The 25990-nt window shown below is 68.9% G+C and carries 22 protein-coding genes; 9 read left to right on the top strand and 13 right to left on the bottom strand.

Features of this window, described 5'->3' with window-relative positions:
- Positions 1-2 precede the first annotated feature (2 nt).
- Together AVMA1855_RS07775 and AVMA1855_RS07770 are read left to right on the top strand one after the other, a co-directional pair.
- Entirely contained in the window at positions 3-1334 is a 1332-nt protein-coding gene (locus AVMA1855_RS07775; RefSeq protein WP_284425269.1) for an MFS transporter, read from the top strand.
- A gap of 162 nt (positions 1335-1496) precedes the next feature.
- Positions 1497-2966: a methyl-accepting chemotaxis protein gene (locus AVMA1855_RS07770; protein ID WP_284425268.1), complete on the top strand. Its 1470-nt coding sequence runs from the start codon at positions 1497-1499 to the stop codon at positions 2964-2966.
- Between the two features lie 24 nt (positions 2967-2990).
- Here AVMA1855_RS07770 and AVMA1855_RS07765 read toward each other — a convergent pair whose 3' ends face one another.
- From AVMA1855_RS07765 to AVMA1855_RS07750, 4 genes are all read right to left on the bottom strand, one after another.
- A complete protein-coding gene (locus AVMA1855_RS07765) occupies positions 2991-3314 on the bottom strand; it encodes a non-heme iron oxygenase ferredoxin subunit (RefSeq protein WP_284425267.1) in 324 nt (107 codons plus the stop codon).
- A 13-nt stretch (positions 3315-3327) separates the two neighbouring features.
- The gene (locus AVMA1855_RS07760) at positions 3328-3819 is read right to left on the bottom strand and encodes an aromatic-ring-hydroxylating dioxygenase subunit beta (protein ID WP_284425266.1); all 492 of its coding nucleotides are present in this window, start codon (positions 3817-3819) and stop codon (positions 3328-3330) included.
- 3 nt (positions 3820-3822) lie between these two features.
- Entirely contained in the window at positions 3823-5088 is a 1266-nt protein-coding gene (locus AVMA1855_RS07755; RefSeq protein ID WP_284425265.1) for an aromatic ring-hydroxylating dioxygenase subunit alpha, read from the bottom strand.
- 83 nt (positions 5089-5171) lie between these two features.
- Positions 5172-6164 carry a 2Fe-2S iron-sulfur cluster-binding protein gene (locus AVMA1855_RS07750; RefSeq protein ID WP_284425264.1) on the bottom strand — a complete coding sequence of 331 codons (993 nt, stop codon included), beginning with the start codon at positions 6162-6164 and terminating at the stop codon, positions 5172-5174.
- A 113-nt stretch (positions 6165-6277) separates the two neighbouring features.
- On the opposite strand from AVMA1855_RS07750, the gene AVMA1855_RS07745 reads away from it, so the two are divergent.
- From AVMA1855_RS07745 to AVMA1855_RS07735, 3 genes are all read left to right on the top strand, one after another.
- Positions 6278-7189, top strand: a complete 912-nt coding sequence (locus tag AVMA1855_RS07745) for a LysR family transcriptional regulator (RefSeq protein WP_284425263.1) — start codon at positions 6278-6280, stop codon at positions 7187-7189.
- Between the two features lie 259 nt (positions 7190-7448).
- Positions 7449-8447: an AAA family ATPase gene (locus tag AVMA1855_RS07740; protein WP_284425262.1), complete on the top strand. Its 999-nt coding sequence runs from the start codon at positions 7449-7451 to the stop codon at positions 8445-8447.
- 39 nt (positions 8448-8486) lie between these two features.
- Positions 8487-11012 (top strand): S8 family peptidase, encoded by a 2526-nt coding sequence (locus tag AVMA1855_RS07735; protein ID WP_284425261.1) that lies wholly within the window; start codon positions 8487-8489, stop codon positions 11010-11012.
- Between the two features lie 316 nt (positions 11013-11328).
- Here AVMA1855_RS07735 and AVMA1855_RS07730 read toward each other — a convergent pair whose 3' ends face one another.
- The 7 genes from AVMA1855_RS07730 to gtdA form a co-directional block, all read right to left on the bottom strand.
- Positions 11329-12093, bottom strand: coding sequence for an OmpW/AlkL family protein (locus tag AVMA1855_RS07730; protein ID WP_284425260.1), 765 nt, complete (start codon positions 12091-12093; stop codon positions 11329-11331).
- Between the two features lie 84 nt (positions 12094-12177).
- Positions 12178-12906, bottom strand: coding sequence for an alpha/beta fold hydrolase (locus AVMA1855_RS07725; RefSeq protein WP_284425259.1), 729 nt, complete (start codon positions 12904-12906; stop codon positions 12178-12180).
- A 199-nt stretch (positions 12907-13105) separates the two neighbouring features.
- Positions 13106-14119 (bottom strand): AraC-like ligand-binding domain-containing protein, encoded by a 1014-nt coding sequence (locus AVMA1855_RS07720; protein WP_284425258.1) that lies wholly within the window; start codon positions 14117-14119, stop codon positions 13106-13108.
- A 53-nt stretch (positions 14120-14172) separates the two neighbouring features.
- Positions 14173-15498, bottom strand: a complete 1326-nt coding sequence (locus AVMA1855_RS07715; protein ID WP_284425257.1) for an MFS transporter — start codon at positions 15496-15498, stop codon at positions 14173-14175.
- 61 nt (positions 15499-15559) lie between these two features.
- Positions 15560-16204, bottom strand: a complete 645-nt coding sequence (gene maiA, locus AVMA1855_RS07710; protein ID WP_284425256.1) for a maleylacetoacetate isomerase — start codon at positions 16202-16204, stop codon at positions 15560-15562.
- A gap of 16 nt (positions 16205-16220) precedes the next feature.
- Complete coding sequence (locus AVMA1855_RS07705) at positions 16221-16919, bottom strand: fumarylacetoacetate hydrolase family protein (RefSeq protein ID WP_284425255.1); 699 nt, start codon at positions 16917-16919, stop codon at positions 16221-16223.
- 47 nt (positions 16920-16966) lie between these two features.
- Positions 16967-18037 (bottom strand): gentisate 1,2-dioxygenase, encoded by a 1071-nt coding sequence (gtdA, locus tag AVMA1855_RS07700; protein ID WP_284425254.1) that lies wholly within the window; start codon positions 18035-18037, stop codon positions 16967-16969.
- A gap of 163 nt (positions 18038-18200) precedes the next feature.
- Between gtdA and AVMA1855_RS07695 the strand changes: the two genes are divergently transcribed.
- Both AVMA1855_RS07695 and AVMA1855_RS07690 read left to right on the top strand, forming a co-directional pair.
- A complete protein-coding gene (locus AVMA1855_RS07695; protein ID WP_272566096.1) occupies positions 18201-19121 on the top strand; it encodes a LysR family transcriptional regulator in 921 nt (306 codons plus the stop codon).
- A gap of 88 nt (positions 19122-19209) precedes the next feature.
- Entirely contained in the window at positions 19210-20877 is a 1668-nt protein-coding gene (locus AVMA1855_RS07690; RefSeq protein ID WP_284425253.1) for an acyl-CoA dehydrogenase family protein, read from the top strand.
- Between the two features lie 209 nt (positions 20878-21086).
- On the opposite strand, the gene AVMA1855_RS07685 is transcribed toward AVMA1855_RS07690, so the two are convergent.
- Positions 21087-21425 (bottom strand): hypothetical protein, encoded by a 339-nt coding sequence (locus AVMA1855_RS07685; RefSeq protein WP_284425252.1) that lies wholly within the window; start codon positions 21423-21425, stop codon positions 21087-21089.
- Entirely contained in the window at positions 21426-22871 is a 1446-nt protein-coding gene (locus AVMA1855_RS07680; RefSeq protein WP_284425251.1) for an NEL-type E3 ubiquitin ligase domain-containing protein, read from the bottom strand.
- Between the two features lie 157 nt (positions 22872-23028).
- Between AVMA1855_RS07680 and AVMA1855_RS07675 the strand changes: the two genes are divergently transcribed.
- Both AVMA1855_RS07675 and AVMA1855_RS07670 read left to right on the top strand, forming a co-directional pair.
- Entirely contained in the window at positions 23029-24237 is a 1209-nt protein-coding gene (locus tag AVMA1855_RS07675) for a threonine ammonia-lyase (RefSeq protein ID WP_284425289.1), read from the top strand.
- 128 nt (positions 24238-24365) lie between these two features.
- Positions 24366-25967, top strand: a complete 1602-nt coding sequence (locus AVMA1855_RS07670; RefSeq protein WP_284425250.1) for an OpgD/OpgG family glucan biosynthesis protein — start codon at positions 24366-24368, stop codon at positions 25965-25967.
- Positions 25968-25990 lie beyond the last annotated feature (23 nt).

The raw sequence follows: 25990 nt of genomic DNA, 5'->3' as shown, positions 1-25990 counted from the left end.
CCATGACCGCCGCGCACACCGCCCCCGGCGCGCTTTCCGCGCCCACCCCGGCCGTACCGCCGCCCGCCCGCACGGGCGTTGCGGCCGGGGCTTCCCTGACCGCCCTGGCCTGGATGGCGTTCTTCATGGCGGACGTGCGCGACGGGCTCGGTCCGTTCCTCGCCACCTACCTGCAGACCCAGCGCATCGACCAGACGATGATCGGCATCGTGCTGTCCGCCGGGGGGCTGGCCGCCATGGCGGCCACGCCGCTGGCCGGCGCCCTCGCGGACCGTACGCGCGCCAAGCGGGCGCTGGTGGCGGTCTGCGCGCTGGCGGTGCTGGGCGCCAGCGCCGTCGCCTTCCTGACCCGGTCGCCCAGCCTGCTCGTTCTGTCGCAGGTGCTCACCGGCGCTGCCGGCGCCGTGCTGGCGGCCGCACTGGCCGCGCTCACGCTCGGGCTGGCGCGCAGCGCCGGCCTGCGCCACCAGACCGGCCGCAACGAGGCCTACAGCCATGCCGGCAACATCGTGTCCGCGCTGGGGGCCGCGGCCTTTGCGCACTGGATGGGCGCGCCCTGGATGCTCGTCGTCATGACCGCCATGGCCGTGGGTGCGCTGGCGTGCCTGCGGGCGATCCGGCCGGGCGACATCGACCATGTGGCCGCGCGCGGCGCCGAAGCCGACGGTGCCAAGCCTGCCCCCTCCTCCCACCCCGAAGCCGTGGCACCCGAAGGTTTCCGCGCGTTTCTGGGCCACCGCGCGCTGTGGTGCTTCGGGCTGGCCTGTGCGCTCTTTCATCTGGGCAATGCGTCCATGTTGCCGCTGCTGAACCAGCGGCTCGCCGCCACGGTGCCCGACTCGTCCCCGCTGCTGTGGACGGGCGTTGCCATCGTCGTCGCGCAACTCACCATGGTGCCGGTGGCCCTGTGGGTGTCGCGCAGCCGGCGGTGGGACCTGCAGGTGTTCGTCTACATCGCCATCCTGGCGCTCCCCGTGCGGTGCGTCATCGCCTGGGCCATCCCCGATGCCTGGGCCAACATTCCGGTGCAGGTGCTCGATGGCCTGGCGGCCGGCGCGCTGGGCGTGGCCACTCCGCTGATGGTGGAACGGTACGTGCGCGGCAGCGGCCGCTACAACACCGCGCTGGGGCTGGTGATGACGCTGCAAGGCGTGGGCGCCGCGCTGAGCCCCGCCGTTGCCAACAGCGTAGTCGGTGCGCAAGGGCATTTCGGCCTCGCGTTCGCCGTGCTGGCGGGATGTGCGGTGCTGGCCTTGCCCGTCTTCTGGCTGGCGCAGCGGGCTGCCGGCCACAGTGGCCCGGCGCCTGCACAACCGCCGGCCTTGCCTGCCTGAGCAGAAAGGCCCCGCCACACCTTTTCGGTTGACGCCTTAGGGCCCGCTGCGTTACAACATGTTTCCCGCCGCGTCCTGATTGCTGGTTCCGATTCTCGGGAGCAACCCCATGCGTTGCCTGCCCCGCGGCCTGTCCCAACGAAACTGCAGGGAGCATTCCGCATGGCACGAGGCGAAGGCATCCACGACATCTCCATGGGCGCGCACGACGCCCTGCATGCGATCGGCCGCCGGGCCGACGCCCTCCTGCTGGGCATCGTCGCCCTGGGCTGGGGTATCGCCCTCTGGATCGGCGTGGTGCACGGCCGGCCCGGCACCGCCGCGCTGTGGGGCCTGGGGCTGACGGGCCTGGCCGCCCTGGCCTACCTGCTGGCACGCGGCACGCTGCTCAGCCGCCTGGCCATGGTGGTGGCCGGCATGGGCATGGTGGCGCTGCACATCCAGCTCAGCCTGGGCGCCACCGAAATGCACTTCGGCGTCTTCGTGTTCCTGGCCTTCCTGCTGGCCTACCGCGACTGGCGGCCCATCCTATTCGCGGCGGGGCTGATCGCCGTGCACCACATCGCGTTCGACCGGCTGCAACTGGCGGGGCTGCCGATCTATTGCCTGACCGAGCCCGACTTCGGCCGCATCCTCATCCATGCCAGCTTCGTGGTGGTGCAGACCGCGGTGGAAGTCGCCATCGCCATGCGTACGCGGGCCGACGCCATCGAGTCGGCCGAGCTGCAGCAGCTGTGCCGCCTGCAGCCGAACGGCCAGCTGTCGCTGGACGTGGGCCATGTGGTCGTGCGCAGCGCGGCGGCCCGGGCGCTGCAGGGCGCCTTGGGGCGCCTCAACGGCGTGGTGGCGGACGTGCATCAGGCTGCGGCCGGCCTGGCGTCGGCTTCGGGCGAGATCGCCTCCGGCAACCGCGACCTGAGCCAGCGCACCGAGCGCACCGCTTCGCACCTGCAGGAGGCCGCCGCGTCCATGGAGCAGCTGGACGGCGTGGTGCGCCACAGCGTGCAGGAGGCCGTGGCCGCGCGCCGCCTGACGCAGGAGGCCACGCAACTGGCCGAGCGATGCGGCGGCGTGGTGACGGAGGTGGTGGCCACCATGGAGGGCATCCATTCCAGCGCCGGCCGCATTGCCGACATCGTGGGCGTGATCGACGGCATCGCCTTCCAGACCAACATCCTGGCGCTGAACGCGGCCGTGGAAGCCGCCCGTGCCGGCGAGCAGGGCCGGGGCTTCGCCGTGGTGGCCAGCGAGGTGCGGGCCCTGGCCGGGCGCAGCGCCGAGGCCGCACGCGAGGTGCGCACGCTGATCGCCGCCTCGGTGGCGCAGGCCGAGCGCGGCAGCACGCTGGCGGCCGACGCGGGCCGCAACATGCAGAACGTGGTCGATTGCGCACGGCGCGCCTCGCAGGTGGTGGGCACCATCAGCACGTCGGTCGAAGGCCAGTCCAGCGACCTGGGCCGCGTGAGCACGTCGGTCACCGAGCTCGACCACATGACCCAGCAGAACGCCGCGCTGGTCGAACAGTCCTCCGCCGCGGCGGCCAGCCTGCTGGAGCACGCCGGGCGGCTGAAAAGCGTGGTGGAGGGGTTCCAGTTCCAGACGCCGCGCGGCACGCTGGCGGCGCCCACCTGAGACGGCGGCGCATGCCGCCTCGCGTCAAGCGAGCTTGAGGTACACCGTTCCCTGCTCCACACGGACGGGGTAGCTGCGCAGGCCCTGGGTGAGCGGCGCGCACAGCGCGCTGCCGTCCCGCACGTCGAAGCGGCCCTGGTGCAACGGGCACTCGATTTCGTGCCCCTCCAGGAAGCCGTCGCACAGCCGCGCATTGCCGTGCGTGCACAGGTTGTCGGTGGCGAACACTTCGCCGTCCACGGTGTAGAGCGCCACGTCGCGTCCCTCGACGGTCACGCCCACCACGTCGTCCTCGGGCAGGTCGGCGCGCGGGGTCGCCTCGGTCCATCCGGTGTCGATTGCTGGCATGGTGTGTCTCCTCTCAGATGGGGTAGATGATGGAATTCGGGATCATTTCGCTGTCGTAGATGCACTCCTTGCGGGCGAAGCGCAGGCCCTCGGGCGTGCGCACCACCACGTCCAGGTAGCGCCCGACGTTGAACACCGTGGAAGGCTCCGAGAGCTTGGTGCGAAAGACGGCGTAGTTCGCCTCGCACGCCCAGCGGCCCTCCCCGGCCTGCCGCACGATCGGCGCACCGATCAAGTGGCGCTGGTAATACGGGTCGTGGAACAGCGTTTCGCGGATGCCGTAGACGCGGTCCTTGAGCATGCCCTGGCTGTCGAACGACAGCGTGGCCAGCGGCAGGCCGCGCTCGTAGTTCTCGCGCGGCTGCAGGCGGTAGAGGCAGTCTTCGGTGAAGAAGCCGGGCCACCGGTCCCACTGCGCCGCGTCGAGCGCGGCGGCGTAGTCGGAATAGAGCTGCTGCAGGGCGAAGTAGTCGGCGAATTCGATCGCGGTGGATTGGGCGTCCATGGTTCAGTCCTCCTTTTCCATCACGCTGCGCCAGTACTCGTACATGCCGCGGATCAGCGTTTCGGTGACCATGTGGTCGGTGTCTCCCACCTCCCGGCCGCCCAGTTCCACCAGCGCGCGATGGAAAGGCTTTTGCTCGAAGCCCTGCTGCGAGAACTCGATCACCTCGCCGTCGTCGGCCGAGACGAAGCCCGCCGGCCCGAACAGATTGGCCTGGCGCAGGCGGCGCTCGGTCATCTCCTCGGTGTCGTCCTCGAAGCCGAAGTGCGTCCATTCGAAATCGAAGGCATCGTGCCCCACGGGCTGGATGTGGCGCGTGGAAACGCTGTTGACCTGCTGCTGCAGGATCACGCTGGGGAACAGCGTGGTCATCACCGCCGTGGGCCCGCCCCACCAGGGCTCGGGCACGATGTCGAGAAAGCGCGGGTCTTCCAGCTGCATGCCGGCCTTGAAGCTGGAGACGTTGGACACGTCGGACTGCTTCTTGGCCTCGCCGCGTGTGGACACCATGGCCGCGTGGCGGTGGCGCGCATCCATCTTCAGCTCCGACTTGTTGTCGGCCCGCCAGAGGCCGAAGGTCACGAACCAGGTGTGCAGCAGACCGGGGTGGTAGGGGTCCTTGATGTTCTCCTGCATCAGCTTCCAGTTGCCCGGAATGCGCTGGCGGTTGTAGCCCAGGATCTTGAGCTTGCGGCCGTTGAACAGGCGATCGAAGTAACCCAGGATCACCGGCCCGAGGAAATCCTCCAGCGACTCCACGCCGTGGTCGAACGAGGCAAAAACCACGCCGCCGCGCGTGGCCACCTTGAGCCGCGTCAGGCCGTGTTCCTCCAGCTTGAAATCCGCCGGCATGCCGCCGTGGACCTTGCCGTCCTGCTTGACGCCGCGCCGGAAAGGCACGCCCTGCAGCGCGCCGTCGAGCTTGTAGTTCCACTGGTGGTAGGGGCAGACGAACTCCTTGCGGTTGCCATGGCGCTCCCGGCAAAACCGCATGCCGCGGTGCGCGCACACGTTCTCCACCACGTGCAGCTGCATGTCTTCGCCACGCACCAGGATGACGGAGCGCTCGCCGATGGCCGTGCGCTTGAAGTCGCCCGGGTTCGGCACCTCGGCCTCCAGGCCCACGTAGCACCAGTGGCTGCGGTAGAAGAACCGCTCCAGTTCGCGGCGGTAGATGTCCTCGCTGGTGTAGGCCGCGAAGGGCACGCGGTGCGTGCCGGGGCTTTCCCAGGTCGGATGCAGTGGGAAGACGGGGTGGGGCGTACTCATGGCGTTGTCTCCTTGGGGCTTGTGATGGGGCGCTGCGAATCAAGAGAAGGAAGGGCGCGCAGGAAGGGGCGCTGGCCCCTGCCTCACGGCGTGCTGGCGTAGAAGGCATCCGCATAGAGGTGCTCGGCGGCGACGCCACGCTGGCGCGCCAGCAGCGACACGGCCTCCACCATGGGCGGCGATCCGCACAGGTAGGCGCGCCAGCCTTCCAGCGTGGGCCAGTCCTGCGCGATCGCGTCGGTGACCAGGCCCATGCGCTGGCCCGGCGCCGCATCGGCCGCGGCCACCACGGCATGCACCTGCAATTGCGGGTGCCGCTGCTGCAGATCTTTCAGCCACGGCAGGCCGTAGACGTCGCGCGCCGATCGGGCGCCGGCATAGACGTGGATGGGGTTGGGCATGCCCGACTCCAGCGCGCCGCGCACGATGGAGAGGATCGGCGCCAGCCCCGTGCCGCCCGCCACGCAGAGCATGGGGCCCTCGTATTTGCGGCGCAGGTAGGCCGAGCCCAGCGGCCCGCTCACGCGCACCGCATCGCCCACGGCCAGCACCTGGGCCACATGGGTGGACACCTGACCGCCCTCGACCAGCCGCACGTGGAATTCGAGTTCGTCATCGTGCGGCAACCCGGCCATCGAATACGGCCGCACCAGGCCCGGGCCGAACTGCAACTGCGCGTACTGCCCCGGCGAGAAGTCCAGCGGCTTGGCCGGCTTGAGGCGCAGGCGGCGGATGTCGTGCGTGAGCGTTTCCACCGCCGTCACCGTGGCCTTGAGCGTGCGGGCGGTGTGCACCACCACCTCGTCGGGCTCGGGAATCTCGATGGTGCAGGACTCGCTCAGCACCGTCTGGCAGGCCATCACGTACTGCCCCTCGCCGCCGCCCAGCGGCGGCATGCGCAGCGCCTGGCCCGCATCGATCACCTCCCCAGATAGCACTTTGCAGCGGCAAGTGCCGCAGCGCCCGGCCATGCAACTGTAGGAAACGGGAATCTGGTGCTCGCGCAGCACTTCCAGCAGGTTGGCGCCCGGCGCCACGGGCAGCACGCGGCCCAGCGGCTCGATATGCAGTTCCATCGGGTTGTCTCACTCACGGTCGTTGTTATGGCCCCGATCATTCCCGCGATCCGATAATCAGCCAATAGAATGGCGTGAATACACCGCATCACCCTGATGAATAAAGGTGCCCCGTGGAACTGGAAGACATCGATCTGAATTTGCTGGTGGTCTTTCAGCAGCTGCTGGTGACGCGCAAGGTGTCGCAGGCCGCGGAAAACCTGGGCCTGACGCAACCGGCGGTGAGCAACGCGCTGGCGCGGCTGCGCCGCCTGCTGGGTGACGAGCTTTTCTTGCGCACGGCCCAGGGCATGCAGCCCACGCCCTATGCCGACCAGTTGGCGGAGTCGGTGTCGTACGCGCTGGCCATGATCCACGGCGCCCTCAACCACAAGCTGGGGTTCGATCCCGCCACCAGCCGGCGCGTGTTCAAGGTGGGCATGACGGACATCGGCGAGATCTACTTCCTGCCCCGCCTGCTGGAGCGGCTGGCCCAGGTCGCACCGGGCGTGCGCCTGACCACCGTGCGCAATTCAGCCACCGACCTGAAGGACGCCATGGAAGCCGGCAAAGTGGACCTGGCCGTGGGCCTGCTGCCGCAGCTCAAGGCCGGCTTCTTCCAGCGCCGGCTGTTCCGCCAACCCTATGTGTGCCTGTTCCGCGAGGGCCACCCGCTGCACAAGCGCCGCAGCATCGCACTGGCGGATTTTTCCAAGGCGGAGCACGTGGTCGTCGTCTCCGAAGGCACGGGCCACGGCAAGGTGGACGAACTGCTGGAGCGCATGGGTGTGACCCGCGACGTGCGGCTCACCGTGCCGCATTTCGTCGCCATCGGCCACATCCTGCAGGCCACGCAAATGGTCGCCACCGTGCCCGAGAAAATGGCCCAGAGCATGGCCGAGCCCTTCGGTCTGGCCTATGCACCCCACCCGGCCAAACTGCCGCAGGTGGCGATCAACCTGTTCTGGCACACGAAATACCACCGGGATCCGGGGAACCAGTGGCTGCGGGGGGTGTTGGTGGAGATGTTTGCGGAGGGGGAGTGAGGGAGGGGCATGGCACATCCTCATGAATTAGCCACTACGTTTATGGACATATTGCTGTGGCGACGCTTGTCTACCTGGAGCAGAGCGGCGCAATGTTGCCTACAGGCTGATTGCTGGCGTTCTGTGGAAACACTCAGACGGCAGCTGTGCACCCAAAGCGGAAACTGGAGACCTGTGGCCAAGCCGACGTAGATACAGCAGCCCGCGCGTTAATCCGCATTTGGGTTTTGCCGACGCTGGGCCTGATAATCAGGGGCACATGGCAAATGGCGACCAACTCAAAGCACTCATCCGCTCCCACGCGGAGGGAGACGAGCGCCATTTCTACAGCGTCGCTATGCAGATGGCAGCGCATGAGGCTAAGCAAGGCCACGGAAAGCTCGCCGAGGAGTTGCGCGGGCTGATCGACGCGGCAAAGGCGCGGCGCAACGCGACAGGTTCGGAGGCAGCTATTCCGCTAGCTCGTCCCAAGGGCGAGCTGTCGTCGCTGCTGAGTGTGTCTTACCCGTCCAAACGACTGTCAGACATGGTCTTGGCACCTGTTGTGCTCAATGGCCTTAAGCAGGTCCTGAAGGAACAGCGCCACCTTGCGAAGCTGCGCAGCCACGGGCTGCAGCCGCGACGCAAGCTACTGTTGGTAGGGCCTTCCGGCACGGGTAAGACGATGACGGCGGCGGCGCTTGCCGGCGAGTTGGGCATTCCGCTGTTCGTAGTCCGGCTAGACGCCCTCATCACCAAGTTCATGGGCGAGTCGGCCGCGAAGCTGCGGCAAGTCTTTGATGCCGCAGCGACGACCCGGGGCGTCTACTTCTTTGACGAGTTCGATGCAATAGGCAGCCAGCGGGGCTTGACCAACGACGTTGGGGAGATCCGCCGCATCCTCAACAGCTTTCTGTTGATGATCGAACAGGACGAATCCAGCAGCGTCATCGTCGCAGCCACCAACCACGTGGATATCCTAGACGAAGCGCTCTTCAGGCGCTTTGACGACCTAGTCGAATACCACGTGCCGTCTGCCGACGAAGTCCGGGCGCTGCTGCGTATGCGCCTGGGAAACTTCCTTAAGTCGCCGAAGGCCATTGCTAGCCTGTCCACTGAGGCTGCGGGCCTGAGCCATGCCGAGATCACACGCGCCGTCGGCGATGCGGTCAAGGAGGCCGTCATGCACGACCAGGACTGCGTCCCGGTCGAGACTGTGAAATTGTTGCTGCAGCAACGCCACTCGGTCCGACGCCGCTCTCCGGCATCACGGACTTAAACACCAATCCGAACAATAGGTAGGGCACACACTCAAGGTATGGCGACACAAGATCCGCAGCATCGTCAGCACCTGTTCCCGCAGAACACGAGTACTGTCGAAAACTACACAGCCAAACAGCAGGCGCGCGATCCCCTGCCGGCAACGCCGGCCAAGGACCGACAGCCGCACGGCCAACACCTACGTGCGCAACTCGCAGTCGTGGCTATCGAGCAGAAGGAGCGCACAGCGCAGTTGCATTCGCTCAATGTGCAGAGCGCCCTCGGCATCCAGGTCGAGTTCGAGAGTGAGCAAGCTATCGCGCTCGCTGCCGAGAGTCTGGCTCGAGACAAGCAGGGCATCGAGCTGATGAACGTCCGAAAGCACAATGACCAAGTACTGGCCACCGTTTTTGTGCCCGAAGGCAAGCTTACGCATTTCGAGAAGCTGGTCAGCGAATACGTCGACTACAAGACCGACGTCAACGGCGCGCCGCGCGACAACCGCAAGCTGATCGACGCCATCCGGACCCTGCGGGTGGCGAGCTTCGAATCGCTCTGGACCGATGCAGCCGAGGCTCTGCCAGCCAATGATGCTGATGCGATTTGGTGGGAGGCCTGGCTGCCGCTGGGCAGGGAGGCGCAGCAGACCCTCGCCGACTTCAGGACTGTGGCTCGCTTGGCAGGGCTGCTCGTGAGCGAGCGGGTGCTGTACTTTCCCGAGCGCATCGTCGCCCAGTTCCACGGCAGCAAGGAACAATTGCTGCAGTCATCGCTGGTGCTCAACATGGTGGCAGAGCTGCGCCGGGCCAAGACGACGGCGGAATTCTTCGCCAGCCTGCTCCCACACGAACAGGCTGATTGGCATCAGGAACTGCAGGCGCGCCTACAGCCACAGCCAGCAGGCGATGCCTACGTTACCTTGCTCGATACCGGAGTCAACCACGGGCACCCCCTGCTGGCACCTTTTGTCGCCGATGCCGACCGCCATGCGATCGAGCCGGCATGGGGCCCAGATGATGGCGACGGGCATGGCACTGAACTCGCGGGTCTGGCACTCCTAGGCGACCTGACCCATGTGCTGGCCGATCAGATGCCGCTACAGGTTGCCCACCGACTCGAATCGGTCAAGGTGCTGCGCTGGGCGGGCGACAACGAAGGCGAATCCTACGGCGTTATCACGGCCGAAGCCGTGGCTCGCGTCGAGATCACCGATCCGGAGCGCCGACGGGTGTTTGCCATGGCGGTTTCCTCCACCGACGCACTGGACCGCGGCCGGCCGTCGTCCTGGTCTGCCGAGGTAGACCGCCTGGCTTGCGACTACGACGGCAAGGGCCGTGCGCCACGGCTCTTCGTCCTGTGCGCGGGAAACACCGCCGATCCCCACGCCTGGGCAACTTACCCCCACAGCCTGGCGACCTGTTCGGTACACGACCCGGGTCAGGCATGGAATGCCCTGACGGTCGGCGCCTGCTCCGAACTGACCACCATTACCGAAGACGACGCACCACAGTATGTAGCAGTCGCACCTGCTGGCCACCTGAGTCCATACACCACGACCTCAGCGACTTGGCAGAGCGGATGGCCTTTTAAGCCTGACATCGTGATGGAAGGCGGCAATACCGCCATTGAGCCTACAGGCTTCGCCTGCCAGATGAACAGCCTATCCCTGCTGACGATTAGTCACCTACCTCACGAGCGCATGTTCGCGCTGAGCTGGGCCACCAGCGCAGCTACAGCGCTGGCTGCGGGCATGTGCGCCAGGATCGCTGCGGCCTATCCTGGCTTCTGGCCGGAGACGGTGCGGGGCTTGATGGTGCATTCGGCGCGGTGGACCCAGCCCATGCTTGACGCCTACACGCCTGGGGGCGTGCGAAGCAGGCAGACCCTGCGCAGTCTGCTGCGCCACTGTGGCTACGGCGTGCCAAGCTTGGAGCGGGCTCTGTACAGCGCAAGCAACTCCCTGACAATGATTGTGCAAGACCAACTCCAGCCGTACTACAAGGCCGATCAAGGAGGCATCAAGACCCGAGAGTTGCATTTGCATGACTTGCCTTGGCCGACCGACGTGCTGGCGGCTTTGGGCAACGTACCAGTCACCTTGCGCGTGACCTTGTCCTATTTCGTCGAACCCAATCCGGGCGAGCGCGGTGGCATCGACAAATACGCTTACCAGTCGCACGCGCTGCGCTTCGCAGTGCGTCGGCCACTTGAGAGCCAACTTGAGTTCAAACGGCGCATCAACGCACAGGCCGACGCTGATGAGCAAGGTCTGCCTGGCGCTGCGTCCGGTGGGGATGCCGGCTGGACCATCGGGGAGAAGCTACGAGCCCGCGGCTCCCTGCTGTCCGACAGCTGGACAGGCACGGCGGTCGAGCTCGCCAACCGCGGCCAGCTGGCCGTGTTTCCCGCTATGGGCTGGTGGCGCAACCGCAGCTCGCACCAGCGCTTCGACCGGTCGGCGCGCTACAGCCTGCTGATTTCAATCGAAGCACCGACTGTGGAGCAGGATCTGTATGCTCAAGTCGCGCAGCAAATCGCTGCGGCTGTGCCGGTAGAGGTCCACGTCCCTGGCGTGGCCGGATGAGGCAGCCTTCCTGGGAATCTCGGTTCTCTCGGATGGCGGCCTGCACCCCTCCTGTGCTCGGACGATTTGCGCTTGCGCCGCAGAGCGCTCCGGTCGCCGATAACCCTTGTTGCATGTCATCACCCCGTACTTTATTCCTCCTACGAAATTCCTTTCCCTAAATTGGAGGTACGCTTCTGGTCCCACAGCTGCCGTCGAAGCCTCGTCTTTGATCGAGTGCAATCGCTGAAAAGCAGTGTTTCAAAAGCGATAGTGGCGTATCGGAGCCTCACCCTGATACGCCTTGTCCACCGGCTCACCCGGACGAACACCCTCCTCAAAACCGATAACCCACCCCCGCCGTCACCACCAGCGGATCCAGCCGCACCTTCGCATGTGCGGACGCCCCGCCCAGTACCGGCAGCGTGCCGGTCGCCGTGGTCTTGAGCCAGATCTTCTTGGCATCGACGAAGAAGCTCCAGCGCGCATCCAGCGGCACCTCGAAGCCGGCCTGCAGCACGGGGCCGATACCGTTCTTCACCTTCAGGTCCGACACGAAGCCGTCGCGGGATTCCAGCACCAGCGTGTAGTTGATGCCAGCGCCGATGTAGGGCCGCACGGGGCCGCCATCCCACAGCTGGCGGCGCACGGAAAGCACGGCGGGGCCGTACTTCACCTTGCCCAAAGTGCCCGCGCCAGCCAGGGCGCCGGTGCCCTTGAGCGCGGTGGTGGGCGGCAGGCCCAGGGCGAGTTCGGCGCTCCAGCCTGGGTGGAAGTCGTAGATGGCGCCGAAGCCGATGCTGTCGTTGGAGTCGGCCTTGGCGCTGGCGCCGGGCACCAGTTGCCCGCCGGCCCGCACTTCGGCCGACGTGCTGAAGTCGATGTGCGCGGGGCCCGCGTAGATGCGCCAGGGCGAGGGCGATGACGCATCCGGCGATGCCGGGGTCTGCGCGTATGCCTGTGCGGGCAGTGCCGCGATGAGGCTGCCGACAGCGGTTGCCACGGCCAAGACCGCGGCGGCCTGGCGTGCCCGAGCGCCAGGGCAAGCGTGCCGCGCAGAGAAACAGCGCGCGGTGATGTGGTGGTTTGCGATGCCTTGCATGGTGTCGTCTCCTGGATTGATTTGTCTGTGTCTTCGCTTCGCGTTGCCGTGCTGCGGCGTGGGCGCCGCAGCGGCACCTGCCGATCAGTCCCGGCCGGCCCGCTCGATGCCGCGCGCGAAGCCTTCGGGGTCGGTGAACAGCGCCTCGTGGCTGCCGCCCGCCTCCACGTAGCGGAACAGGCCCAGCCGTTCCGACAGGCGCGGGTGCCAGGGCAGGCTGTGCGGCAGCGCGGTGTCTTCGCGGCAGTTCAGGTACGACTTGCCCAGCGCCAGCGCGGCAGTGGGCTGCGACAGGGCGATGGGGTCGGTCAGGCAGCGCAGCGGCTGCGGGTGCAGCAGGGCGTAGGTGCTGCGCGCCAGATCGGCATCGGCGTCGTTGATGAAGCATTCGCGCCAGACCTCGAAGGGCAGTTGCACGCCGCCGCCGCCAGCGGCCGCGAGGCCCTCGAACATGGCGCGGTAGTGCGGGGGGGCCATGTCGCACAGGGCCTCGCCGGGCAGCGGAACGAAGGCGTTCACATAGACCAGCCGCCGGATGCGTTCGGGCACGCGGTCGGCGGCGCCGGACAGCAGCATGCCGCCGTAGCTGTGGCCGACGAGCCGCACTTCGCGCAGGTCGTTCGATGCGAGGAACAGCACCAGCCCGTCGATCGCATCCTGCAGGCCCAGCGGGGCCGTGCCGTCGCCGGGGCGGTTGCCCGGCAGCGTGGGGCAGTGCACGGTGTGGCCGCGTGCGCGCAGGTGCTCCGCGGTGGCTTGCAGCGTGTCGCCCGTGTGCCAGGCGCCGTGGACCAGAACGTAGGTGTCCGCCATGTCGTTGTCTCCTTGTGATGTGGGAGACCCATGGTGTCGCGCCTGCCGGGCCGCGGATGGCCGATGCGTGCCAGCGTGGCGGACGCTGCGTGCCGTGCGGCGAGCCTTCAACCGACCGAGCTGGTTGGCTCCGCATTGCCATGCTGCGGCACTGTCTGCGGCGACCCTTGCCTGGTTGCCCGACTGAATCCAGGCCGTGTCAGTGCGGGCTGACGAAGGCTTGCGTTGGCGCGCAGCGCTCCTGCGCGGGGGTTCTGCCGCACCACTGGCGGCAGGCGCGCGCGAAGTGCGATGTGTCCAGAAAGCCCGCGCGCCGGCCGATCTCGGCCACCGTCAGGTGCCGGTGGGAGGGCGCATGCAGCATGCGCTGCGCCACCGCCATGCGCTCGCGCATGAGCAGCAGCGCAAAGGTGCTGCCGCCCGCCGACAGGGCGCGGTGCAGGGTGCGCAGCGACACGCCCACGTCATCGGCCACGTCGGCGGCGGTGAGGCCGTGCTCGCCAAAGCGCTGGCGCACGCAGTGCTCGATGCGCTGCAGCAGGCCGGGGCGCGGCGGCGCTTCAGGCGCAGCGCCGCAGGCCAGCGACAACAGGCCGCCCAGGTGCTCGGCCTGCAGCGTGCCCAGGCGGGCGGGCTGTTCGGCGCGCAACTGGGTCACGTAGGCGCTCAGCACCCGGCCCCATTCGGCGGCGCCGTCCAAACGCCGGCCCAGCCAGCGGTCGGCGACGGGTAGCCAGGTGTCCAGCCAGCCGATGGGGATCTGGATGGAGACGGTGTCCACCGCCTCGGGAAACTCCAGCAAATAGCGGCGGCGCGAGTCGATCAGTGCCAGGTCGCCGGGCAGCAGGCGCGCGGCGCCGGCATCGTCCTGCGCGACGTGGCAGGGCGACGACTCCTTGCAGAGCAGGTAGTAGAAGTTGTCTCCCCCGCTGCGGCGAATGCCCTGCAAGGTGCGGCGCACGCGCTGCGCGCTGCCGCTCACGCGGTTGACGCGCAAGCCGCCGCAGGGCATGGAGGCGAGCGTGGCCGAAAAAGCCTGGCGCTGGCTGGGCTCCACCTCCATGTCGAGGAAGCAGTCGCAGACCGCGCCGACCCAGTAGTCCGCCCGCTGCGCGGCAGGAACGGCATCGGTGGTCCACCTGCGGATGGCGCATTCCATGGCCTGCCTGTCGCCGGTCGGCTCCGACTGCATTGCTATGCTTTTGGATGCCATGGTGCGCGCTCCCTATGCGCTGCGGGCCGTTTTGGCTTGAATGGGCGCTCGGCTCAGGCGTCCCTGCGCACACGCCCGAGCAGCAGCACCGCTGCAGCCGCCAGCACCGCGGGCACGGCGGCCACCAGGATGATGGACGCGGGCGTCCAGGCCGCGGCCAGCAGGGTGCCGCCTGCCAGCGGGCCGACGATGGCGCCGATGCGGCCCACGCCCAGGGCCCAGCCCACGCCGGTTGCGCGGATGTGGGTGGGGTAAATGGCGGCGGCCAGCGCGTTGCAGCCGATCTGCGCGCCCACCACGCCGAAGCCCGAGAGCGCGGCGCCGGCCAGCAGGCCCGTGAGGTTCTGCCCGCTGAAGGCGATCAGCGCGATGAAGCCGGCCGAGGCGGCGTAGGCCGCGCCCAGCACGGTGTAGGCGCTGAAGCGGTCGATGAGCCGGCCCAGCGCGAGCGCGCCGACCACGCCGCCCAGGTTGAGCATGGCGGTGGAGAGAATGGCCTTTTCCAGCGGCAGGCCGGCGCTTTTGAGCAGCGTGGGCAGCCAGTTGACCAGGAAGTACATGACCAGCAGGTTCATGAAGAACGCCAGCCACAGCAGCATGGTGGTGGGCAGTCGGCCATGGCGGAACAGTTCGAACACCGAGAAGCCCGCCTGCACGCCCGCGGCCTCGCCGCGCAGCCCGGCCATCACCGTGGCCGGGTCTTCGTCCGGGTAGGCGCTCTTGACGATGGGCTCGTAGCGCGCGGGCGCGGCGCCGCTGGCGGCCAGGTAGCGCAGCGATTCGGGCAGCAGCGCGGCCAGCACCGGCAGCAGCAGCAGGGGCAGCACGCCGCCCAGCACGAACACCGAGTGCCAGTCGAAATGCGCGATGAGCCAGCTGGAGATCAGCCCGCCCAGCGTGGAGCCGAGCGGAAAGCCGCAGAACATCACCGTGACCAGCGTGGCGCGCAGGCGCTGCGGCGCATATTCGCTGGTCAGAGCGATGATGTTGGGCATGGCCGCCCCCAGGCCCACGCCGGTGATGAAGCGGTAGGCCAGCAGCTCGTTCATGCTGGTGGCCCAGGCCGTGAGCAGCGCGAACAGGCCGAAGATGAAGGTGGACAGCAGGATGATCTTCTTGCGGCCCCAGCGGTCGGCGGCCGGGCTGAGCAGGAAGGCGCCGGCCATGAGACCGAAGAGGCCGGCCGCGAAGATGGGCCCGAACTCCGAGGGCTTGAGCCCCCAGTCTTCCGCGATGCGCGGCGCCACGTAGGCGATGGACTGGGTATCGAAGCCGTCGAGCATGGCGACGATGGCGCACAGCAGCGTCACGCGCAGCTGAAGCGGCCCGAAGGCGGCGCGGTCTGCCGCCGGAATGCCGGCGGCCATGGATGGGGTCATTTTGTCTCTCTCCGTCTTGTAGGGATGGGGGTGGCTCATGGGCCGGGGACCACAGGAAAAATCAAGGCTGGTAGTCAGGCTGCTCCTGCGGTCGGGCCGCGATGAAGGCGGGGTGCCGTTCGGCGTGCGCGTACACGGCCATGGCACGCGCATGGGGTTGGAGGTCGCAGCCTGCGCGCAGCGCGTTGGCCACCTGGGGCACCAGGCACACGTCGGCCAGCGTGGGCTGGTCGCCAAAGCACCAGGGGCCACCGCCGTCACCGTGCCTGGCCAGCAGCCGCTCCACAGCCTCGAAGCCCTCGGCCGCCCAGTGGGCGTACCACGCATCCTTCTGCGCCGCGCTCAAGCCCAGCGGCCCTTGCAGGTACTTCAGGATGCGCAGGTTGTTGACGGGGTGCATGTCGCAGGCGATCACGTTCGCCAGCTCCAGCACGCGGGCACGCAGCCGGGGCTCCAGCGGGATCAGGCGCGGCTCGGGGTGGCGCTGGTCCAGGTAGTCGAGGATGGCCATCGACTGGCCCAGGGCGAAGTCGCCATCCACCAGCGTGGGCACGACGCGCGAGGCATTCAGTTCGGCATAGCCCGGCGCGCGGTGCTCACCGGTGCGGATGTTCACCCCGTGGTAGTCGGCGGGCAGCCCTTTGAGGGCCAGCGCGATGCGCACCCGGTACGAGGTGGAGCTGTTGAAGAAGCTGTAGAGCTGCACGGCGGGCTCCACGGCGTCAGACCACGTCCACCCGCAGCTCGCCCAGGCGGTCCACGCCCACGACCATGCGGTCGCCGCGCACCACCGGGCCCACGCCTTCAGGGGTGCCGGTGTAGATCAGGTCGCCCGGCTCCAGCCGGAACCAGGTGGAAAGGTCGGCGATGGTCTCGGCCACCGACCAGATCAGGTGCGACACGTCGCTGCGCTGGCGGTCCGCGCCGTTCACGGTGAGCCAGATGCCGGCCTGCTCGAAGTGGCCCACGTCGCTGGCGCGGTGGATGGGGCCGATGGGCGCGGAGGCATCGAAGGCCTTGCCGATCTCCCAGGGCCGGCCCATCTGGCGCATCTCCATCTGCCGGTCGCGGCGGGTCATGTCCAGGCCCACGGCATAGCCCCAGGCGTGCTGCAGCGCGTTCTCGCGGGCGATGTCGCTGCCCGCTTTGCCGATGGCGACCACCAGTTCCGCCTCGTAGTGGAAGTTGTCCGTGCGCGAGGGGTACGGCAAGCGCAGCGTCTCGCCATGGGCCACGGGGATGACGGCATCGGCCGGCTTGCAGAAGAAGAAGGGCGGCTCGCGGTCGGGATCGAACCCCATCTCGCGGGCGTGGGCCGCGTAGTTGCGGCCCACGCAGTAGACGCGGCGCACGGCGAAGGCATCGCCGCTGCCTGCAACGGGCACGGCAACGGAGGGAGGAGCGGGAAACACGAAGGCCATGGAGATGTCTTTCAAACGGGGATTGAAGATTCAGGATGCGCAGCGGCTCACAGGCGCTCTTCGCGCAGCAGGCCCAGGGCGGCCTGCACCGGGCGGTCGGAATAGCTGAACAGCACCGCGTCCTGCGTCGCGGCCAGCTGCACGGGCGCCCATGAGGGGGCGACGAAGGTGTCGCGCGGGCCGAACTGGAAGGTGCGCTCGCCGATGCGCGCCGTGCCCTGGCCCTCGACCACGCTGAACACGGTCGCATCGGTGGCACGGTAGGTGCGGCCCTGGAAGCCGGCCGGCAAGAACTGCATGAACGTGGCCATGGTGGGCATGGGCCACCCCCCGGTGGCGGGGTTCACGTAGCGCAGCTTGACGCCGTCCCAGGCGTCCAGTTCGCCCTGGCGGAACAGCCGGTCCAGCGCCTCGCGGCTGCGCTCGTAGGGGTAGCTGAAGAGGGGCGAGGTCGAGCCCTCCGCAGCACGGTGGCGCACCGGCACCATGTTGTGGCCGAAGGCGGCAAAGCTGTGCCCCTCGGCCCGGCTCACGGGCTGCACCGCTTCGGGGTAGTTCTCCGCGAAGCCCGCATCCAGGTGGCCGATGAGGGGAATGTCGAGCCCATCGAGCCAGACCACGGGCTCGCCGCCGTCCACCACCGCCGGGTTGCCGTGGTCGTGCCAGGTCCACGAGGGGGTGATGATGAAGTCGCCCGGGTGCATGGTGGTGCGCTCGCCGTTGACGGCCGTGTAGGCACCCTGCCCTTCCACGATGAAGCGCAGCGCCGACTGCGTGTGGCGGTGGCTGGGCGCGACCTCGCCGGGCAGGATGAGCTGCAGCCCCGCATACAGCGTGGAGGTGATGCTGGCGCGGCCGGGCAGGCCGGGGTTCTCCAGGATGAGCACGCGGCGCACCGCCTCCTCGGCGCTGATGACGTCGCCGGCCTGCATCACCAGCGGGCGCACGTCCTCGTATTTCCAGAAGGCGGGCACGGCCCGCGGGCGGGGTTCGCGCGGCACCAGGCTGTGCAGCGATTCCCAGAGCGGGGCCATGCCATGGCGGGCGATGTGGTCGTAATAGGCCTGCCGGTCGGCGGATGCGGCGGCAGGCGGCGATGCCAGGGTGGGCGTGTCCATGCGTTGTCTCCTGTGTCTGCGGCCAGCCATGCCAAAGCGCTCGAATGCGCGCTGCCAGCCGGTCCATGGGGCGGATTATTCGAACCCGTCGATAGTCCGTAAAATCATTTATTGGTCTTATCCATAATCTTTTGGATATACCTTCAACACCACCGACGACCCCATGGACTGGACCCACCGCCTGCGCCTGCGACAGCTGCAGATGCTTTTGAGCCTGGCGCAGACCGGCAACATGAGCCAGTCGGCGCAGTTGCTCCACACCGCGCAGCCCGCGCTCTCCAAGTGGCTCAAGGAACTGGAGGAGGACCTGGGCATGGTGCTGTTCGAGCGCCATGCGCGCGGGCTCAAGCCCACGCCCCAGGGCGAGGCGCTGATCGCCCATGCCCGGCGCATCGAGGCCCACCTGGACAGCGCGCGCGACGACATGCAGGCCCTGCGCGACGGCGGCAGCGGGCTGGTGGCGGTGGGCACCTCGGGTGCGTCGGCGTCCGACGTGGTGCCCATGGCGGTGCTGCGCCTGCTGGAGTGGCTGCCGCGCGCACAGATCCGGCTGGCCGAAAGCACCATGAACGTGCTCATGCAGCAGCTGGCCCATGGCGAGCTGGACGTGGTGGTGGGCCGCTCCGCGCCCGAACTGCACGACACCCACATCCACACCGAGATGCTGTACATGGAGCCCATCCATTTGGTGGCGCGCCCGCAGCACCCGCTGCTGCGGCAGGAGCGCGCGCTGGAATGGGGCGATCTCATGGCCTACCGCTGGCTCGTCTGGCCGCGCGGCACGCCGATCCGCAATGCGCTGGAGGGCGCGCTGGCAACCGCCGGGCATGCGCTGCCGCAGGGCAGCGTGGAGTCCAACTCCGTCACGCTCAACCTCACGCTGCTGGGCCACAGCGACATGATCGGCATGGCCTCGCACCGCGCGGCGCTGCGGTTTTCGCACATGGGCGCGCTGCGCGTGCTGCCGGTGCGGCTGTCGGGCTTCGGCTCGGTGTCGATGTACTGGCGCGAGAACACCACCGACCGGGCGGCCGTGGCCAGCATGCTGCGCGCCCTGCGCGAGGCGGCCGCACCCGCCTCCTGACCGCACGCCAGGGCGTGCAGGCCCGTGCCATTGGGGGCACCATGGCGGCCTGGGCGCACGGTGCGCCCCCACGCGCAGGAGACAACCCATGGCCCAGACCACCCACGCAGTTTTCAACCAGTTTTCCGAACGCACCGACTACGACCTGCTCGCCACCGATGCCGCGCTGCAGGACGGGCTGCGCCGCGCGGGTGCGCAAGGCGCCCTGCCCGCCCTGGGCGCCTACGCACGGCAGCTCGGCACGGCCGCGACAGGGGCCCTGGCCGAACAGGCCAACCGCCACACGCCGCAACTGCACCGCTTCGACAACCGGGGCCGGCGCATCGACCGGGTCGAATTCCATCCCGCGTGGGACGCGCTCATGGCGATGTACCGCGCGCAGGGCCTGGTCTCCATGCCCTTCGACAGCGACCGGCCCGGCCGCTGGACCGCCTGGGCCGCGGGCTTTTACCTGCACGGCCAGGTCGAGCAGGGCACCCTGTGCCCCGCCACCATGACGCAGGCCGCGATCCCGCTGCTGCGCAAGGAGCCCGCGCTTTGGGCGCAGCTGGAGGACAAGCTCCACAGCCGCACCCACGACCCGCGTGACCGGCCCGCGCAGGAAAAATCCAGCGTCTGGCTTGGCATGGGCATGACCGAAAAGCAGGGCGGCTCCGACGTGCGCGCCAACACCACCGTGGCCACGCCCGTCGGCGCGGGCGGGCGCGGCGGCGAATACCGGCTGCACGGCCACAAGTGGTTCTTCTCCACCCCGCAGAGCGACGCGCACCTGGTGGTGGCGCGCACCGGCGAGGGCGGCCCCTTCGCCTGCTTCTACGTGCCGCGCTGGCGGCCCGACGGCACGCTCAACGCGGTGCACGTGCAGCGCCTGAAGGACAAGGTGGGCAACCGCAGCAATGCCAGCGGCGAGGTGGAATTCGACGGCGCCTGGGGCCTGCTGATGGGCGAGGAAGGCCGCGGCATCCCCACGATCATCGAGATGGCGACCACCACGCGCCTGAGCTGCGTGGCCGGCAGCGCCGCCATCCTGCGCCAGGCCACGGTGCAGGCCATCGCCTATGCCCGCCAGCGCCACGCCTTCGGCCGGGCCCTGGCCGAGCAGCCGCTGATGCGCGCCGTGCTGGCCGATTTGGCGCTGGAGAGCGAGGCCGCGCTGGCGCTGCTGATGCGCCTGGCCGAGGCTTTCGAGCGCGACGACGACGGCACCGCCAGCGCGGCCGACCGTGCCTGGAAGCGCGTGATGACGCCCGCCGCCAAGTTCTGGGTATGCAAGCGCGGCGTGGGGCTGGCCGGCGAGGCCATGGAGGTCTTCGGCGGCAACGGCTACGTGCAGGACGGCGTGATGGCGCGCCTCTTTCTCGAATCGCCCGTCAACTCGATCTGGGAAGGCTCGGGCAACGTGATGTGCCTGGACGTGCTGCGCGCCCTGGCGCGCGAGCCCGAGGCCGCGTCGGCGCTGCTGCAGGACTTCGCCGACGCCGCGGCCGGCGAGCCGCGCATTCTCGACGCGCTCCGGCCCCTTGAAGGCCTGCTGACCCTCCCGCCCGAACAGCTGGAGCCCCTGGGCCGCCAGCTCGTGCAGCGCCTGGTGCTGGTGGCGCAAGCCTGCCTGCTGCGCCGCCATGCGCCGCAGGCGGTGGCGGATGCGTTCATTGCCACCCGGCTGCAGGACGGCGGCGCAGGCCGCGTCGTGGGCGCCATCGACACCCGAGCGATGGATGCCGGGGCGATTCTGGAACGGGCGTTTCCGGCGTGATCCAGCCGGCTACGCCCCACGCGCTGCCACGCGGCCTTCGCGCGTCCGGCGGACGTCGCTCCGGCCCTCTTTTTGCTATCAATTAAATAGCAATACAGGCATGCAATCTACCGGCATGCGGCGGTTTTCGCTAAAAAAGGGCCCGGACGCGCCTGCCACAGTGGGCGAGGGCCGCCTGTGGTCGCTTCGATCACCGCCAGAGAGCACGCTCACCCCGGCACGCCACCCCAGCGCTGCAGCAGCAACGCGTCCTCGGCAGCGCGCTGGCGTTGCATGAACTCGGCGGCGGCCACGTTGTAGGCCACGCGTTCCTCCACGTGGGCATCGCCATCGCGTGGCAGATCGCGGTCATGGAACGGGTCTTCGTCGAAGGCCGCTTCGAGTGCGGCGAACGGCTCGCGATGCAGGTGCCGCATGCCGACGCGCCAGGTTTCGTTGGACAGCAGGTAGGCCGTGAGCTGCCGGTCGTCGCCTTCGGCGTCCATCACCCCCGCGGCCAGGGCCGACAGGTCGCCGGGCGTCAGCACGCTTTGCGTGGCATAGGTCATTTAGGAAGGCACGCTGCCCGGCAGCACCAGCAGGGCCTTCAGGCTGACCTTGGCGTGCAGCATGGTTTCCAGGGGTTCCCTGCGCAGCTGCCGTTCCATGTCCTCGGGAATACCGGGCGTTGCCAGTGCCTGCCGGATGAAGTGGTGCACGGCCGTCTCCAGCGCTCCCAGGCGGAACTGCTGCCGCGCCCAGCCGTCCAAGCCCGACGCGTCGATGCGGCCCTCTTGCACCGCCTGGGCCATCTGGTGGTTGCGCACCGCAAGGACGATGGCGGAAAAGCCTTCGGCCACGTTGTCGCCGCACGATCCGAGCGCGTTCTCGGCCATGGCCAGCACCCTCGCCCGGAGCGGACCGTCGCGGGCGATGGCCCGAATCACCTGCGCCCCTTCCTGCAGGAGGGTGGCGCCCGGCCCGTGGGCTTTCTGCAGCGCCAGCGTGGACGGCAGCCTTCGCTCCAGCAAATGGGCGAACGCGGGCGCGTTTTCCTCCCCATCGAAGGCCTCCTGGGCTTCCAGCCAGAGCGAGAAGGGCTCCCGCAGTTCGGATCGAAGGTGGGGTGGCGTGGCTTTGTGCAGGGCCCCGGCACCGATCGCCCGGTAACCCCGCTCCGCGAGGACCACGATGCCCTCCCGGGACAGCCGTGCGGCATGGTCCGGCGTGAGCGTGGCGCCGTTCTCGCAATGGGCCTGCAAAGCGCGTTCGGCCGCATCGCGCAGGGGCTGCGCGAGCGATTCGTCACCGATCACCCGCAGGAGGTGGTTGAACGCCGCGCGGTACTCCGGCCCCCGCATGCGGCCCTCCCCGTCGCGGACCGCCACCCCGCCATCGAGCGGAGCGCAGGCCCGCAGCAGGGACAGGACCCGCTGGCCGGCCTGGGCCAGGAGCCCGGCATCGTGGCGGATCTCGCGGCGGGCCCGCAGTTGCGCCTTCATTACCGACATCCAAAGGTTCATCTCCGGGGAGGGCGCCTGCAGGTCGGGATGCTTTCGCCAGCGCGCTTCCAGGGTTTGCGCGAGAAGCGCGCGCTGCGCGGGGGCCAGAGCCTTGGCGTGCAGATACTGGGCGGCGGCAGGCGCTTGCAGCCAGTCCGCCCATGCCGGCAAGGGCACGGCAGGCGCCTCGGCCGCTGGGCCCGGGGCGGACGCTGCGGCCGGCGGCACGGGCGTGGCTGGTGCGCCGTGCGCGGCCCCGCCTGCGGCGGGCGGGGGCGGGATTCCCAGCAACTCCCCCAGCGTGCGCCGCACGGGGGGCGCGGGCATCGGCGCGGCGGCGGCCCCTGGTGCCGAAGGGGCCCGCGCCGCCATGGCCTCCAGGGGCATTCCCAGCAGCGATCCGAGTGTGTGCCTCTCCGGCGGGGCGACCGGCGCGGCCACGTGATCGGCCGGCCTCTGCGGTGGCAGCGCGGCCGGCACAGACAGCGCACGGGAAGGGCCGGACAGGGGCATGGCGCAACGCGGAGTGAAGAACGCCGACATGCTGCCCCGGGCCCGAACCCAGGGTCGCCCACACTCCGAAAGGGGTGCGCTGGAGGCGAACCGGCCGGCCGGCGCCGCCGGTGGGTTGGCGTTGTCATGGCCGGTGCGCGTTCCGGCACGCGCCACAATGGCGGCCATGCTCACGCTCCAAACCATCCAGGATGCCGCCGCCCGCCTGCGCGGCCATGTGCTCGACACGCCGTGCGTGGAATCCAAGACGCTCTCGCAGATCGTGGGCGCCCAGGTGTTCCTCAAGTTCGAGAACCTGCAGTTCACCGCTTCCTTCAAGGAGCGCGGGGCCTGCAACAAGCTCAGCCAGCTGTCGCCCGAAGAGCAGCAGCGCGGCGTGATCGCGATGAGCGCCGGCAACCACGCCCAGGGCGTGGCCTACCACGCGCAGCGCCTGGGCCTGCGCGCCGTGATCGTGATGCCGCGCTTCACGCCGGGCGTGAAGGTGGAGCGCACGCGCGGCTTCGGCGCCGAGGTGGTGCTGCACGGCGACACGCTGGAGGAAGCCCGCGCCCACGCCTATGCATTGGCCAAGGAGCGCGGCCTGACCTTCGTGCACCCCTACGACGACGAGGCCGTGGCCGCCGGCCAGGGCACGCTGGGCCTGGAGATGCTGCAGGCCGTGCCGGACCTGGACACCCTGGTCATCGCGGTGGGCGGCGGCGGACTGATCTCCGGCGTGGCGACGGCCGCCAAGGCGATCCGCCCCGGCATCGAGATCGTGGGCGTGCAGACCGCGCGCTTTCCGGCCATGGTCAATGCCATCAAGGGCACGCAGCATCCGCAGGGCACCTCCACCATCGCCGAGGGCATCGCCGTGGGCACGCCGGGCACGCTCACCCGCGAAGTGATCGCGCGGCTGGTGGACGACCTGGTGCTGGTGCAGGAGGGCGACATCGAGCAGGCCGTGCTCATGCTGCTGGAAATCGAAAAGACGCTGGTCGAGGGCGCCGGCGCCACGGGCCTGGCGGCGCTCGTGCGCTACCCGGAACGCTTTCAGGGCAAGAAGGTGGGCCTGGTGCTGTGCGGGGGCAACATCGACCCGCTGCTGCTGGCCGCCATCATCGAGCGCGGCATGGTGCGCTCCGGGCGGCTGGCCCGCATCAAGGTCAGCGCGCGCGACATCCCGGGCGTGCTGGCGCGCATCACCGCCACCGTGGCCGAAGCCGGCGCCAACATCGAGGAGGTGCACCACCAGCGGGCCTTCACCATGCTGGCCGCCCAGAACGTGGAGATCGAACTCGTGCTGCAGACGCGCGGCAAGGCGCACGTGCAGCAGGTGCTGGAGCAATTGCGCGCAGCCCACATGGAGGCCGACCTGATCTGAGGCCCAGAAAGGCGTCCGCTCCGGGCTGCGGGTTTTTTGTAGGAGAAACGCGTTTTTTTGCCGAAATTCCCCGCCGAATACACGGCGTTGCATGGGATGGCGCACGGTTTTCGGCACACTGCTGGCCCATGCAGCAACCAAAACGACGCCATTTCCTGCGCACCCTCGGCCGAGGCGCCGCCCTGGCCTCGGCCGGGACCCTCGGCCTGAACTGGACCCAGGCCTTCGCCACGCTCAAGCCCCTGGGCAAGCCGCAGCCCTTCGATTTCGCCGCCCTCAAGGGCCAGGCCCGCGCCCTCGCGGCCAAGGCTTACGAGCCGTACCAGGGCACCCTGCCCCCCTCGGTCACGTCGCTCGACTGGGACCAGTACCAGTCCATGCAGTTCCGGCCCGACCACTCCCTGTGGGCCGACGAGAAGCTGCGCTTCCAGGCCAAATTCTTCCACCTGGGCCTGTTCTTCAAGAAGCCCGTGCACATGTACGAGCTGGCCAACGGCCAGGCGCAGGAGCTGGCCTATGACCCGGCCATGTTCGACTACGGCAAGAGCGGCCTCAAGGCCGGCGACCTGCCCGCCGACCTGGGCTTTGCGGGCTTTCGACTGAACTTCCACACCGACCCCGTGCGCGACGTGGCGGCCTTCCTGGGCGCCAGCTACTTCCGGGCCGTGGGCGGCGAGTGGCAATACGGCCTGTCGGCGCGGGGCCTGGCCATCGACACCGGCATGCAGCGGCCGGAAGAGTTTCCGGACTTCACCGCGTTCTACCTGGAACGGCCGGCCCCGGGCTCCAACACCGTGGTGGTGCTCGCCCTGCTCGACTCCCCCAGCGTGGCCGGTGCCTACCGCTTCGCGATCACCCCGGGCGACACGCAGGTCATGGAGATCGACGCCGCGCTGTACCCGCGCAAGGAAATCGAGCGCATCGGCATCGCCCCCTGCACCAGCATGTTCCAGCACGGCGAGAACGACCACCGCATGGCCAACGACTGGCGCCCGGAAATCCACGACTCCGACGGCCTGTCGATGTGGCGCGGCAACGGCGAATGGGTGTGGCGCCCGCTCACCAACCCGCCGAACCTGCAGTTCAACGCCTTTGCCGACCAGAACCCGCGCGGGTTCGGTTTGCTGCAGCGCGACCGCAACTTCGACCACTACCAGGACGATGGCGTGTTCTACGAGCGCCGGCCCTCGCTGTGGGTGGAGCCCAAGGCCGACTGGGGCGCGGGCTCGATCCAGCTGGTGGAGATTCCCACCATCGACGAGACCTTCGACAACATCGTGGCGTTCTGGAACCCCGAGCGCAAGCCGAAGGCAGGCGAAGAGCTGCTGGTGGGCTACCGCCTGTACTGGGGCGCGCACCCACCGGCCCGGCCCGCGCTGGCCAGCTGCGTGGCCACGCGCACGGGCCTGGGCGGCGTGGTGGGCCAGCCGCGCAAGTATTTTTCGTGGCGCTTCGCGGTCGACTTCGCGGGCGAGAATCTCGTGGCGCTCGGCCGGGACGCCAAGGTGGAGCCCGTGATCACGGTGAGCTGCGGCAAGGTCGAGATCACGTCGGCCCGCCCCCTGGACGCCGTGAACGGCTGGCGCGCGATGTTCGACATCCGGCCCGAGGACGACAGCACCGAACCCATCACCATCCGCCTGTTCCTGCGCGTGGGCAAGGAGCCCATCACCGAAACGTGGCTCTACCAGTGGGTGCCGCCGGCCCCTGCGGACCGCAAGCTGGTGTGACACCCGTCGAAACCCTGTGGTGG

The organism is Acidovorax sp. SUPP1855, from assembly GCF_030158955.1.
Taxonomy (GTDB): Bacteria; Pseudomonadota; Gammaproteobacteria; order Burkholderiales; family Burkholderiaceae_C; genus Paracidovorax.
Note: the sequence above shows the minus strand (reverse complement) of the source record. Positions and strands in the feature narration are given on the sequence as shown.